We start from the raw sequence: 12,877 nt of genomic DNA on the forward strand, positions 1-12,877 counted from the left end.
AGCCCCGCGACCCCGCAGTCGACGGATCCCGCGGTCAAGGATTCCCGTTCGCACACCGGGCGTCCCGGTTCCCACCCCCAGCCTCCGGGCCGGGGTGGGAACCGGGTGGACACGGCTCACTCATGCCCGGGAAGAGGGCGGACCGCCCGGTCGGGCCGCTTGACTGGCCACGTCGGGTAACCGCTCGGTCCGAGGGAGAATCCATGCAATCCACCGCTGACGACGCACCGGACCAGGTGCGGGGGCTCCGCCCTGCCGCCCGGTGCTCGGGGGCGCCCGGAGCGGAAGCCGGGTCCGGCGCCCCGGAGATCCGCAGTATCACGCTCGACGCCGCGGGCGTTCCGCTGTCCGCCCTGCTCGCCGAGCCGGCCGGCCCACCCCGCGCGGTGGTGGTGGCCATCCACGGCGGCGGCATGAGCGCCGGCTACTTCGACAGCCGGGCCACACCCGGTCTCTCCCTGCTCGAACTGGGCGCCCGGCTCGGCTACTCCGTCCTGGCGGTGGACCGGCCCGGGTACCGGGCGTCCGCCCCCTGCCTGCCCGAAGGGCAGACGGTCCGGCGGCAGGCGGCGACCCTGCACGCCGCGCTCGCCGACTTCGCCTCCACCCACGCCACCGGTGCCGGCTTCTTCCTGGTGGCGCACTCCAACGGGGGCAAGCTCGCCCTGGCCGCCGCGGCCGACTCCCCCCGCCCGCTCGTGGGCCTGGACATCTCCGGGCTCGGCACCACCCTGGCCGTGGACACCCACCGGCTGCCCGGCCTGGACGGCCACGGCGACTGGCGTCGGCACTGGGGCCCCCTGCGGTTCTATCCGCCCGACGCGTTCCGGCTCGGCCGCGCGCTGGTGTCGCCGGTGCCCGTCCTGGAGGCGAAGGAGGGCCCCCTGTGGCCCCGCCTGTACCCGGACATCGCCGCCCGGGTCACGGTCCCGGTCAGGTTCACCTTCGCCGAGCAGGAACAGTGGTGGCGCTTCGACGAGGAGGCCGTCGCGGCGCTCAGAGCACCTCTGTCCGCGGCGAAGGTGACCGTGGAGCTCCAGCCGAACGCCGGACACAACATCAGCCTCGGCTGGGCCGCCCGCACCTACCACCTGCGGGCGCTGGGATTCCTGGAGGAGTGCCTGCTGGCGCGGGACGCGGCCTGCCCCGCGGACCGCTCGCCCGCCGTGTGTGAGGCCACCAAGGGGTGAACCGGTCCAAAGCACACTCCGTGGGTGAACGGAGGGTTACGAAGGCGACGCTTCGGGTGTCAGACCGCCGTGCTTAGCTGGAGGCATGACTGCAGTGACTGGACGCATGACCGAAGAGTTCCTCGAGCACGTCCTCGCCGGTGGCACGACCGAGGTGGAAGAGGCGGTCCGCAAGGCCGCCGCCGCCGAGATCATGCCCCGCTTCCGGCAGCTCGCCGCCCACGAGATCGACGAGAAGAACGGGCCGCACGACCTCGTGACGGTCGCCGACCGGGCCGCCGAGGAGCACCTCACCGCTTCCCTCACGGCCCTGCTCCCCGGCTCCGTGGTCGTCGGCGAGGAGGCCGTCCACGCCGACCCGACGGTGTACGAAGCGATCCAGGGCGACGCCCCCGTGTGGATCGTGGACCCCGTCGACGGCACCCGCCAGTTCGTGCGCGGCGAGGCCGGATTCTGCACCCTCGTCGCCCTCGCGGTCCGCGGCGAGCTCCTCGCCTCCTGGACGTACGCCCCCGCGCTCGACGAGATGGCGGTCGCCGTCCGCGGACGCGGCGCGACGCTCAACGGCGCGCCGATACGGTCCGGTTCGCCGACCCCCGGGGCCGCACTCGAAGTCGCCTCCTCCCACCCCGACTACACCACCGACAGCGAGAAGGCCGCCCTGCTCCGCCTGAACGTCGAGGGCGTACGGCCGCGTCCCTGCGGCTCCGCCGGACTCGAATACCTGGCCGTGGCCCGGGGCCTCCTCGACGCCACCGCCTTCTCCTGGGAGTACGCCTGGGACCACGCGGCGGGACTGCTCCTGGTGGCCGAGGCGGGCGGCGCGGACACGACCGTCGCGGGCGAGCCCTTCCGTATCACCGGAGGCAACGCGCTGCCGTTCACCGCGGCGCGCGACCAGACCACCGCCGAGCGGATCCGGACACTGCTCAGGGGTCGGTGAAGCGCGCCGACGCGCCGGAATATCCTGGGAGTCTTGGCCATCGGCTGACTGACGAAGGAGTCCAAGGTGCCGTCGATGCTCGATGCTGTCGTCGTGGGGGCGGGGCCCAACGGACTGACCGCCGCGGTGGAACTCGCCCGACGGGGCTTCTCCGTCGCCGTGTTCGAAGCCAAACCCACCGTCGGGGGCGGCGCCAGAACCGAGGAGCTGACCCTCCCCGGCTTCCGCCACGACCCCTGCTCCGCCGTGCACCCGCTCGGGATCGGCTCGCCCGTCTTCAAGACGATGCCGCTCGACCGGTACGGACTTGAATGGCTGCAGCCACGGCTGCCCATGGCGCACCCGTGGGACGACGGCACCGCCGCTGTGCTCTCCCGCTCCGTCGCCGAGACCGCCGCCTCCCTCGGGCCGCGCGACGCCGGCACGTACCGCCGCCTGGTCGCCCCGTACCTCGGCAAGTGGGACACCCTGACACGGGACTTCATGTCCCTGCCGCTCACCGCGCTGCCCCGGGACCCGATCACGCTGGCCCGGTTCGGCCTCGACGGGCTGCGCCCGTCGACCTGGCTCACCCGCCGCTTCCGGGACGAGAAGGCGCGCGCCCTCTTCTCGGGCCTCGTCGGCCATGTCATCGCCCCGCTCGACGGGTTCGCCACCTCGGCGGTCGGCCTCGTCTTCGCGCTCGCCGCGCACGAGGGCGGCTGGCCGCTGCCCCGGGGCGGCTCCCAGTCGATCTCGGACGCCCTCGCCGCGTACCTGAAGGACCTGGGCGGCGCGGTCCACACCGACTACGAGGTCAAGCGGCTCGACGACCTCCCGCCGGCCCGCGCGTACGTCTTCGACACCTCACCCACCGCCCTCGCCCGGATCGCCGGCTTCGGCGGCTATTACGACCACTACCGGTACGGCGCCGCCGCCTTCAAGATCGACTACGCGCTCGACGGCCCCGTGCCCTGGACGGCCGAGGAGGCCCGCCAGGCCGGCACCGTCCAGATCGGGCCCACCAGCGGGGAGATCGGCACCGCCCTGCGCCAGGCCTCCTCCGGCACGGCCCCCCGGACACCGTTCCTCATCACCGCGCAGCCCAGCCTCGTCGACCCCGGCCGCGCCCCCGAGGGCAAGCACGTCTTCTGGGCCTACGGCCATGTGCCGAACGGCTGGGACGGCGACCTCACGGACGCCATCGAGCGCCAGATCGAGCGCTTCGCGCCCGGCTTCCGCGACCGCGTCCTGGCCCGCGCCACGGCGGGCCCGGCGGAGCTGGCCGCCCGCAACGTCAACTACGTGGGCGGCGACATCGCCTGCGGCGCGGCGCGCGGACTCCAACTGCTGCTGCGCCCCAAGCTCTCCCTCTTCCCGTACGCGACCCCGCACCCGGCCGTGTTCCTCTGCTCCTCCGCGACCCCGCCGGGCCCGGGCGTGCACGGCATGTCCGGGCACAACGCGGCGAAGGCGGTCTGGCGCAGGCTCCGGGCGACGGGGCGATGACGGGGCGAGACGGGCGAGGCCGGGCGACGACTGGTAAATGACCCCGATCGCCGGCGACGACCGGGAGATGATGGCCTTATGACCACACATCCGGGCATCGTCCTCGTGTTCGGCGACATCACGGACCAAGACGCCGACGCCGTCGTCAACGCCGCGAACTCCTCCCTCCTCGGCGGAGGCGGCGTCGACGGTGCGATCCACCGCAAGGGCGGCCCCGAGATCCTGGCGGAATGCCGCGCGCTGCGCGCCGGCCACTACGGCAAGGGCCTCCCCACCGGCCGGGCCGTCGCCACGACGGCCGGCCGGCTCGACGCGCGCTGGGTGATCCACACGGTCGGCCCGGTCTGGTCCCGAGACGAGGACCGCTCGGACCAGCTCGCCTCCTGCTACCGCGAGTCGCTCCGCGTGGCGGACGAACTGGGCGCCCGTACCGTCGCCTTCCCGGCCATCTCGACGGGCGTCTACGGCTGGCCCATGGACGACGGCGCCCGCATCGCGGTCGAGACGGTACGGAGCACGAAGACCGCCGTCGAGGAGGTCAGGTTCGTCCTCTTCGACGAGGAGGCGTACCGGACGTTCGCCCAGCGGACCCGCTCCGCGCCAGGCAGGTGAAATCGGAACCCTGACGCGGCGTGGTCCTCCACGTGGGAGCTCGGGATTGGGGAGTCTTCGTGGCACACCTGATCTTGGAGGAACCGATGGCCAGCAGTTTCGCAGTCGGGGACAGGGTGACGACACAGGATCTGGGCCAGACCGCGGGCTCGACACCGGTCTCGCGCGCCGACCTCCCGGTCGGCCGCATCACCGCGTTGTCCGGCGACACCGCCACCGTCGAGTGGTACGACGGCGAGAACCTCGACGCCACCACGGACGTACCCGTGGCGCAGCTGCACCTCGTCACGCAGCAGCCGTAGGCGACCCGGCACCCCCAGGCGTGTCTCCGCCGGTTCGGGGCACAAGGAGGGGCGGACAGAGGGTCGCTCGACGGCTCGACGAGAGGGAACCATGACCGCGGAATCGAATCCGGCCTCCGTGCCCGCGTCCTCCGGCACCGTGACCACCGCCGTCCCGGCCCGTCTGGACCGCCTCCCGTGGTCGCGCTGGCACTGGATGATCGTGATCGGTCTCGGCACCGTCTGGATCCTGGACGGGCTCGAGGTCACGATCGTCGGCAACATGGCCGGCCGGCTCGCCGAGGAGGGCAGCGGGCTCCCCATCACCTCGGCCCAGGTCACCGGTGTCGCCGCCGCGCTGTACGTGGCCGGCGCCTGTTCGGGAGCGCTGTTCTTCGGCTGGTTGACCGACCGTTACGGGCGCAAGAAGCTCTTCATGGTGACCCTCGCGGTCTACCTCGCGGCGACCGCGCTCACCGCGCTGTCGTTCGAAACCTGGTGGTTCTTCCTCTTCCGTTTCCTCACCGGTTTCGGCATCGGCGGCGAGTACGCGGCCATCAACTCCGCGATCGACGAGCTCATCCCGTCCACGTACCGCGGCCGTGTCGACCTGATCATCAACGGCAGCTACTGGCTCGGCGCCATCGGCGGCGCCCTGCTCTCCATCGTCATGCTCGACACCGACATCTTCGCGATCAACGTCGGCTGGCGGCTCAGCTTCGCCCTCGGTGTCGTCCTCGGCCTGGTCATCCTGCTGGTCCGCAGACATGTCCCGGAGAGCCCGCGCTGGCAGTTCATCCACGGCCGGGGCGAAGAGGCCGACGCGCTGGTGTCCTCCGTCGAGCAGGAGATCGAGCGGGAACACGGCCGGCCCCTGCCGCCACCCGCCGGTGAGATCACCATCCACCAGCGCAAGAGCATCGGGTTCGGGCTGATCGCCAAGACCGTCTTCCGCAGCTACCCCCGCCGCGCGGTCCTCGGTCTGTCGCTCTTCATCGGCCAGGCCTTCCTCTACAACGCCATCACCTTCGGCTTCGGCGCGATCCTCACCACCTTCTTCGACGTGCCCACCGACCGCACCGGCTACTACTTCGCCGTCATCGCGGCCGGCAACTTCATCGGCCCCCTGCTGCTGGGGAAGCTCTTCGACACCGTCGGGCGCCGGATCATGATCTCCTCGACGTACATCCTGTCGGGCGTGCTCCTCTTCGGCACGGCATGGCTCTTCGGCCAGGGCTCCCTCACCGCCTCCACGCTCACCGCCTGCTGGTGCGTGGTGCTGTTCTTCGCGTCGGCGGGCGCCTCCAGCGCGTACCTGACCGTCTCGGAGATCTTCCCCATGGAGACCCGGGCGATGGCCATCGCCTTCTTCTACGCGATCGGTACGGCCGCCGGCGGAATCAGCGGTCCCCTGATCTTCGCCAGCCTCACCGAGTCCGGTGTCGTCTCCGACACCGTCCTCGCGTTCCAGATCGGCGCCGGGCTGATGTGCGCCGCGGGCATCGTGGCGGCGTTCCTCGCCGTCAAGGCCGAACGCCGGTCGCTGGAGGACATCGCCGAGCCCCTCTCCGTGGCACGCGGAACGTCCTCGCCCGGGAGCTCCTCGGCCGGCGGCGGGTCGCCGGAGAAGCCGGTGCCGTCATAGGGCCGCATCCATGAGAGCGGCCCAGGCAGAACACTCTGGGTGGAACAACGTGTGTCGTCATCGTCCGGAGCTGAGGGAAAGAGGCGGTCGTTCATGAAGTGCCTGGTCACCGGCCCGGGTGGGTACATCGGCGGGCGGCTCGTGCCCGAGCTCCTCGACGCCGGGTACGACGTCCGCTGTCTGGCCCGTACGCCCGCCCATCTCCGCGACCACCCGTGGGCGGACCGCGTCGAGGTGGTCCGGGGCGACGTCAGGGACGCGGACAGCCTCCGGCCCGCCTTGCGCGACGTGGAGGTCGCGTACTACCTCGTGCACTCGATGAGCTCCGGGCGGGACTTCGAGGAGACGGACCGGCTCGCCGCCAGGACCTTCGCCGCGGAGGCCCGGGCCGCCGGGATCCGCCGCATCGTGTACCTCGGCGGCCTCACCCCCGTCGGGATCCCGGACGACGAACTCTCCCCGCACCTGCGCTCCCGGGCCGAGGTCGGCCGGATCCTGCTCGCGTCCGGGGTGCCGACGACCGTCCTGCGGGCCGCCGTCGTGGTGGGTTCCGGCTCCGCCTCCTTCGAGATGCTCCGCTACCTCACCGAACGCCTCCCCGTCATGGTCACCCCCAGCTGGGTCAGCACCCGGGTCCAGCCCATCGCCGTCCGCGACGTCCTGCGCTACCTCGTCGGCAGCGCCCGCATGCCCGCCGACGTCAACCGGACCTTCGACATCGGCGGGCCCGACGTCCTCACGTACCGGGAAATGATGGAGCGGTACGCCCAGGTCGCCCGGCTGCCCCGGCGGCTGATCCTGCCGGTGCCCATGCTCACCCCGGGTCTGTCCAGCCACTGGATCGGCCTGGTCACGCCCGTACCCGCCGCGCTCGCCCGGCCCCTCGCCGAGTCCCTCCGGTACGAGGTCGTGTGCGCCGAGCACGACATCGCCCGCCATGTGCCCGACCCGCCGGGCGCGCCCCTGTCCTTCGACCGGGCCCTCGCCCTCGCCCTCCAGCGCGTACGCGACGCCCAGGTCGTCACCCGCTGGTCCTCGGCCGCGCTGCCCGGCGCCCCCAGCGACCCGCTGCCCACGGACCCCGACTGGGCGGGCGGCAGCCTGTACACCGACGAACGGGAACGGGACGTCGAGGCCGATCCCGAGGCCCTGTGGCGGGTCATCGAGGGGATCGGCGGGCAGAACGGCTGGTACTCGTTCCCGCTCGCCTGGGCCGTACGCGGCTGGCTCGACCGCGTCCTCGGCGGGGCCGGCCTGCGCCGAGGACGCCGCGACGCCGCCCGGCTGCGCGTCGGCGACGCCCTGGACTTCTGGCGCGTGGAGGAGATCGAGCGGGGGAGCATGCTCAGGCTCCGGGCGGAGATGCGGCTGCCGGGCAAGGCCTGGCTGGAGATGTACGCGGAGCGCGACGGCGACGGCCGGTCCCGGTACCGGCAGCGCGCCCTCTTCCACCCGCGCGGCCTCTCCGGGCAGCTCTACTGGTGGAGCGTCGCCCCCTTCCACGCGGTCGTCTTCGGCGGCATGGCCCGCAGGATCGCCCGTACGGCCGAGGAAGCGACCGGGGAGGGTGGTCAGAAGGCTGTTGAGGAGGCCGTCGAGCGGCGGCTTTAGCCGTCCGGCGCATCCATGCGGGGCCCCGGGGCGAAGAAGAAGCGCAGTGCACGCGCGACAACAGCCAGGAACGGTGCCATGAACCCCTCGGTCGTCCTGTTCACCTCCGACCTCCGCCTCCACGACCACCCACCCCTGCGGGCCGCCCTCGAAACGGCGCCCGAGGTGGTGCCGTTGTTCGTACGGGACCCGGCCGTGGACCGGGCGGGCTTCGCCGCGCCCAACCGGCTGGCCTTCCTCGCCGACTGCCTCACCGACCTCGACGCCGGGCTGCGCGCACGCGGCGGCCGGCTCGTCGTCCGGCAGGGGGACACGGTGGCCGAGGTCCGCGCCCTGGTCCGGGAGGTCGACGCGGACGAGGTGCACATGGCGGCGGGGTACAGCGCCTTCGCCCGCGAGCGGGAGCGGCGGCTGCGTCACGCCCTGGAGTCCGACGGACGTCGGCTGTACGTCCACGACGGCGTGATCACCGTGCTGCCCGCGGGGGAGGTCACCCCGGCGGGCGGAGCGGACCACTACGCCCTGTTCACGCCGTACTACCGGCGCTGGTCGGGCGTGCCGCTGCGTTCCCCGGCTCCCGCGCCCAGGACGGTTCGGGTGCCCGCCGGAGTGCGGTCGGAGGCGGTGCCCTCGCGGGCCGACGTCCCCTCCGTGTCCGAGGGCCTTGCCGTCGGCGGCGAGCGCGCGGGGCGCGAGCGGCTGACGGCGTGGATGGCCCGGCAGGTCGACGCGTACCAGGACCGGCACGACGACCTTGCGGGGGACGCCACCTCCCGGCTCTCCCCGTACCTGCACTTCGGCGCCCTCTCCGCGGCCGAGGTGGTGCACAAGGCCAGGGCCGCGGGAGGCGCGGGCGCGGAGGCGTTCGTACGGCAGGTCTGCTGGCGGGACTTCCACCACCAGGTCCTGAACGCCCGCCCGGACATCGCCACCGAGGACTACCGGCCGCGGCACGACCGCTGGCGCCACGGCAAGGGGGCCGAGGCGGATCTCCGCGCCTGGCAGGAGGGCCGGACCGGCTACCCCCTGGTCGACGCGGCCATGCGTCAACTCGCGTACGAGGGCTGGATGCACAACCGCGGCCGGCTGCTCGCGGCCTCCTTCCTCACCAAGACGCTCTACCTCGACTGGCGGCTCGGCGCCCGCCACTTCCTCGGGCTCCTCGTCGACGGCGATGTCGCGAACAACCAGCTCAACTGGCAGTGGGTCGCGGGCACCGGCACGGACACCCGGCCCAACCGGGTCCTCAACCCCGTTCTCCAGGCGAGGAAGTACGACCCGGACGGCGCGTACGTCCGCCGCTGGGTCCCCGAACTCGCCGACCTGGAAGCCCCGTCGATCCACGAACCGTGGAAACTCGCCCCGCACGAGAGGGCGTCGGGCGACTATCCGGAGCCCGTCGTGGGGCTCGCGGACGGCCTGGCGCGGTTCCGCCGCGCCCGCGAGCTCGACTGAGGACGGCTGACGACGCCCGACTGGTCCAAGGAGCGCAAAACGACGCACAAGCGATGCGTTTTGCGTCGCCGCTTCCGTTCGCCGGAACCTGAGGGGGCCGGAAGCGGAGGAGGATCCGTCATGACCACAGCCCTCACAGCGCTCGCGGCGCAGCCGACGGACGCGGAGATCGGCGCCGGGCTCGCCCGGGGCGACGAGGAGTGCCTGGCCCTGGCGTACCGGCGCTGGGGCGGCCTCGTCCACGCGCTCGCCCAGCGGACGGTCGGCGACGCGCGCGAGGCGGAGGACATCACGCAGCAGGTCTTCCTCGCCGCCTGGCGGGGGCGCCAGGGTTACCGGCCCGAGCGCGGGCCCGTCCCGGCCTGGCTGGTCGGCATCGCCCGGCGGAAGATCGCCGACGCCCTCTCGGCCCGGACCCGCAGGACCGCTCTCGTCGCCGCGGCGGGCGCCGCGCTCGCCCCGCACCGCGCACCGGTCGACGGCGCCGACCAGCTGCTCGACCGGATCGTGGTCACCGGCGAACTCGCCCGGCTGCCGAGCGTCCAACGGGACGTCCTGACCCTCGCGTTCTTCGGCGGCCTGACGCAGACACAGATCGCGCGCCGCACCGGGATGCCCCTGGGCACGGTCAAGAGCCACGCCCGCCGCGGCCTCCAGCGGCTCCGCCTCCGCCTGGATCAGAGCTGATGCTCCGCCCGGATCAGAGCTGAGGCAGGCTCGCGTACCGCTGAGTGAGGAGGCCGAGCGCCTCGCGCAGGCCGGCGGGGCGGAGCATGCCCGGAGCGGGCGTCCTGCCGGCCCAGCCGGGACCGGCGAGGAGCACCAGGGGGTGGGTGCGGGCGCCTCGGACGCCGAACGAGGTGTCGGCGACGTGCCGGGCCAGGGCGTGGGCGGCGGTGGAGCGCGACTGGGACCAGAGGACGACGGCCGTGGGGCCGAGCCGCCGGACGGCCGAGTCGAGGGCTTCGGCGGGCACGGAGGCGCCGAACATCCGAGTGGGCAGGGACTGTTCGGCCAGACCCGCCGTCAGGGCCTCCAGAGGGAGGGTGTGTTGCTCGCCGGGAACACAGGCGAGCAGGACCGGTGGGAAGTCGCCGCGGCGGGGGTCGACGGTGTCGGACATGCGGCGCAGGGCCGTGGAGATGTGCCAGGAGAGCAGGTGCTCGACCTCGACGTACCGGTCGCCCGACGACTCCCATTTACGGCCGACGGCGTGCAGCGTGGGCCCCATGACCTCCTCCCAGGAGGTGACGAGTCCGTGCGCGGCCAGCAGGTCGCGCAGCAGCGTGTCCAGGGCCGGGCTGTCGAGCCGTACCGCGGCCCGGGCAAGCCCACGGAACACCTGATGGACGGGGGTGGGCGGCGGCTCGTCGCCGGACCCGGCGGCGGGCGTGGGCGGCTCGTTCCGGAGCCCTGCTTCGGCGTCGGGCTCTATGCCGGTCCCGGTCCCGGCGCCCGTCAGGGCCAGGCGGGCGGCCTCGGCGGGGGGCACGCCGGACGTGGTGAGCCGGCACATCGCCTCGAGCACGGCGACGTCCGCCGGCGACCAGCGCCGGTGGCGGCCGTCCTCGTGCGTGGCCGGGCCGATGCCGTACCGCTGGTCCCAGGACCGCAGCGTGGTGGGGGAGACCCCGAGGCGTCGCGCCACGGCCCCCGTCGTCATACCGGTCACCGGGTCACCCATGTGTCCACTCTACGACCGTCCGACGCACAAGCGATGCGAGCGCTGGAAGGTGCCTCGACGGAGGCTCATCCGACAGGGGGTGTCGCGCCGAATACCTTCCGGGGGACCGGCAGGAGGAAGACCATGAACACCTCACATCCCACCTATCCCACACGCCCCACCCACCTCAGGGGCCGCGCGGCAGCCGCCGTGGCCGCCTTCTCACTCCCGGTGCTGCTGGGCGTACTCGCCCCGCAGGCCGTCGCCGCGGAGACGGACGGGCCGTTCGGTCCGGGCTGTGCCGCGGTACCGGCTCAGGGTGAGGGCAGCCTCGACGGCATGGCCGACGACCCGGTCGCGACCGCCGCGTCGAACAACCCGGAGCTGTCCACGCTCGTCTCGGCCGTCAAGGCCGCCGGACTCGTCGACACCCTGAACAACGCCGAGGACATCACCGTCTTCGCGCCGACGAACGACGCCTTCGCCAAGATCCCGAAGGCCGACCTGAACAAGGTCCTCGCCGACAAGGAGCAGCTCACCAAGATCCTCACCTACCACGTCGTGGGCGAGAAGGTCGACAAGGGCGACCTCGCCGACGGCTCGTTCAAGACGCTCCAGGGCGGCACCGTGACGACCGACGGTTCCGGCGACGCCTTCGTCGTCAACGACACCGCCAAGATCGTCTGCGGCGACGTCCCGACCCGGAATGCCAACGTCCACATCGTCGACACGGTCCTGATGCCGCAGTGACCGTTCCCTCCCGTCCCTCCCGTCCCTCCCGTCCGGCCCGCGCGGGGAACTCGCGGGCGTGCGCCGGAGTTCTCAGGGGGACCGCGCGGTACTCGCGCGGAGGAGCGAACGCGTACGCGAGGTGGCACGGATGGCGATGTGGGACCGGATCAAGGACCAGGCCAAGGGGCTGCAGCAGCAGGCGCAGGGAGCACGCGGTTCCGGCGCCGGCGCCGGAGGCACGGCGCGGCCTGGTCCGGGAGCGGGCGGGGGGTCGAAGGCGCAGCTCGTGGGCGTCCTCAAGACCCAGCTCGCCTCCCTCAAGACGGAGCTCAAGAGCGGCGCCTACCGGGACGCCAGCATGGCCATGTGCGCGCTGGTCGCGGCGGCCGACGGGTCCGTCGACCCGGCCGAGCGCCAGCACGTGGAGTCGCTGATCCTGCAGAACGACGTCCTGAAGAACTTCCCGCCGGACCAGCTGCGGCAGCGGTTCAACAAGCACGTCGACCAGCTGACGTACAACTTCCAGCAGGGCAAGGCCGAGGCGCTGCAGGAGATCGCCAAGGCGGCGAAGAAGCCCGTGGAGGCCAAGGCGGTCGTGCAGACCGGCTTCGTCGTCGCCGGCGCGGACGGCTACGTCGCCCCGGCGGAGGAGCAGGTCCTGCGCGAGGCGTGCGCGGCGCTCGGCGTGTCCCCGCAGGAGTTCGGCCTCTGACAGGCCCTTGAGAACGTCCCCCGCGCCCGCCCGAGGCCTCAGGGTCTCAGGCCGGGCGCGGGTAGATCTTGGACTGCTTCACGCTGCCGTAGGCGAAGCTGGACTCGATCGAGGCGATGCCCGGGATGGCGTGGATCCGGTGGCGTACCAGGGACTCGTACGCCTCCAGGTTCTCGATCACGACCCGGAGCAGGTAGTCGCTGCTGCCCGCCATCAGATAGCAGTCCTGGATGTGCTCGATCCGGCCGACGTGGTCCTCGAAGACGTCGACGATCTCGCGCGTGTGGCGCTCGAGCCGGATCCGTACGAAGACGGTGATCGGCAGGCCGAAGGTGACCTGGTCCACCACGGCCGTGTAGCCGCGGATCAGGCCCGCCTCCTCCAGGCGCCGCACCCGGCGCAGGCAGGGTGACGGGGAGAGCCGGATCCGGTCGGCGAGGTCCTGGTTGGAGAGGCGGCCGTCCGCCTGCAACTCGCGGATGATCTGGAAATCCACGGCGTCCACGTCGTCCACTCCTTCGCACGTCCTCGACCGCTCTTCGGCG

Annotated in this window: 13 protein-coding genes; 11 read left to right on the top strand and 2 right to left on the bottom strand. The window is 72.7% G+C overall.

What is annotated here, in order from left to right; all coding sequences use genetic code 11:
- The first annotated feature begins 308 nt into the window (after window positions 1-308).
- From AB0F56_RS00005 to AB0F56_RS00045, 9 genes are all read left to right on the top strand, one after another.
- Window positions 309-1,190 (top strand): alpha/beta hydrolase, encoded by an 882-nt coding sequence (locus tag AB0F56_RS00005; RefSeq protein ID WP_362003176.1) that lies wholly within the window; start codon window positions 309-311, stop codon window positions 1,188-1,190.
- A 106-nt stretch (window positions 1,191-1,296) separates the two neighbouring features.
- Window positions 1,297-2,133, top strand: a complete 837-nt coding sequence (locus AB0F56_RS00010) for an inositol monophosphatase family protein (protein ID WP_362002328.1) — start codon at window positions 1,297-1,299, stop codon at window positions 2,131-2,133.
- A gap of 75 nt (window positions 2,134-2,208) precedes the next feature.
- On the top strand, window positions 2,209-3,621 hold the full coding sequence (locus AB0F56_RS00015) for an NAD(P)/FAD-dependent oxidoreductase (protein WP_362002330.1): 1,413 nt from the start codon (window positions 2,209-2,211) through the stop codon (window positions 3,619-3,621).
- Between the two features lie 78 nt (window positions 3,622-3,699).
- Window positions 3,700-4,233 carry an O-acetyl-ADP-ribose deacetylase gene (locus AB0F56_RS00020; protein ID WP_362002332.1) on the top strand — a complete coding sequence of 178 codons (534 nt, stop codon included), beginning with the start codon at window positions 3,700-3,702 and terminating at the stop codon, window positions 4,231-4,233.
- A gap of 116 nt (window positions 4,234-4,349) precedes the next feature.
- A complete protein-coding gene (locus AB0F56_RS00025; protein WP_362002334.1) occupies window positions 4,350-4,535 on the top strand; it encodes a hypothetical protein in 186 nt (61 codons plus the stop codon).
- A 91-nt stretch (window positions 4,536-4,626) separates the two neighbouring features.
- The gene (locus AB0F56_RS00030; RefSeq protein WP_362002335.1) at window positions 4,627-6,159 is read left to right on the top strand and encodes an MFS transporter; all 1,533 of its coding nucleotides are present in this window, start codon (window positions 4,627-4,629) and stop codon (window positions 6,157-6,159) included.
- Between the two features lie 93 nt (window positions 6,160-6,252).
- Window positions 6,253-7,770 carry an SDR family oxidoreductase gene (locus tag AB0F56_RS00035; protein WP_362002336.1) on the top strand — a complete coding sequence of 506 codons (1,518 nt, stop codon included), beginning with the start codon at window positions 6,253-6,255 and terminating at the stop codon, window positions 7,768-7,770.
- Window positions 7,771-7,848: 78 nt separating this feature from the next.
- Window positions 7,849-9,225, top strand: a complete 1,377-nt coding sequence (locus AB0F56_RS00040) for a deoxyribodipyrimidine photo-lyase (RefSeq protein WP_362002337.1) — start codon at window positions 7,849-7,851, stop codon at window positions 9,223-9,225.
- A gap of 120 nt (window positions 9,226-9,345) precedes the next feature.
- Window positions 9,346-9,912 carry a sigma-70 family RNA polymerase sigma factor gene (locus AB0F56_RS00045; protein WP_362002338.1) on the top strand — a complete coding sequence of 189 codons (567 nt, stop codon included), beginning with the start codon at window positions 9,346-9,348 and terminating at the stop codon, window positions 9,910-9,912.
- Between the two features lie 13 nt (window positions 9,913-9,925).
- Here the strand turns inward: AB0F56_RS00045 and AB0F56_RS00050 are convergent, their stop codons facing one another.
- A complete protein-coding gene (locus AB0F56_RS00050) occupies window positions 9,926-10,909 on the bottom strand; it encodes a MerR family transcriptional regulator (protein ID WP_362002340.1) in 984 nt (327 codons plus the stop codon).
- A 123-nt stretch (window positions 10,910-11,032) separates the two neighbouring features.
- Here AB0F56_RS00050 and AB0F56_RS00055 point away from each other — a divergent pair, with 123 nt between their 5' ends.
- Both AB0F56_RS00055 and AB0F56_RS00060 read left to right on the top strand, forming a co-directional pair.
- Complete coding sequence (locus AB0F56_RS00055; RefSeq protein ID WP_362002342.1) at window positions 11,033-11,638, top strand: fasciclin domain-containing protein; 606 nt, start codon at window positions 11,033-11,035, stop codon at window positions 11,636-11,638.
- Window positions 11,639-11,768: 130 nt separating this feature from the next.
- Complete coding sequence (locus AB0F56_RS00060; protein ID WP_362002344.1) at window positions 11,769-12,332, top strand: TerB family tellurite resistance protein; 564 nt, start codon at window positions 11,769-11,771, stop codon at window positions 12,330-12,332.
- Window positions 12,333-12,378: 46 nt separating this feature from the next.
- On the opposite strand, the gene AB0F56_RS00065 is transcribed toward AB0F56_RS00060, so the two are convergent.
- Window positions 12,379-12,837 (bottom strand): Lrp/AsnC family transcriptional regulator, encoded by a 459-nt coding sequence (locus AB0F56_RS00065; protein WP_362002346.1) that lies wholly within the window; start codon window positions 12,835-12,837, stop codon window positions 12,379-12,381.
- Window positions 12,838-12,877: the final 40 nt, after the last annotated feature.

It is taken from the genome of Streptomyces sp. NPDC026092, assembly GCF_040638605.1.
Lineage (GTDB): Bacteria > Actinomycetota > Actinomycetes > Streptomycetales > Streptomycetaceae > Streptomyces.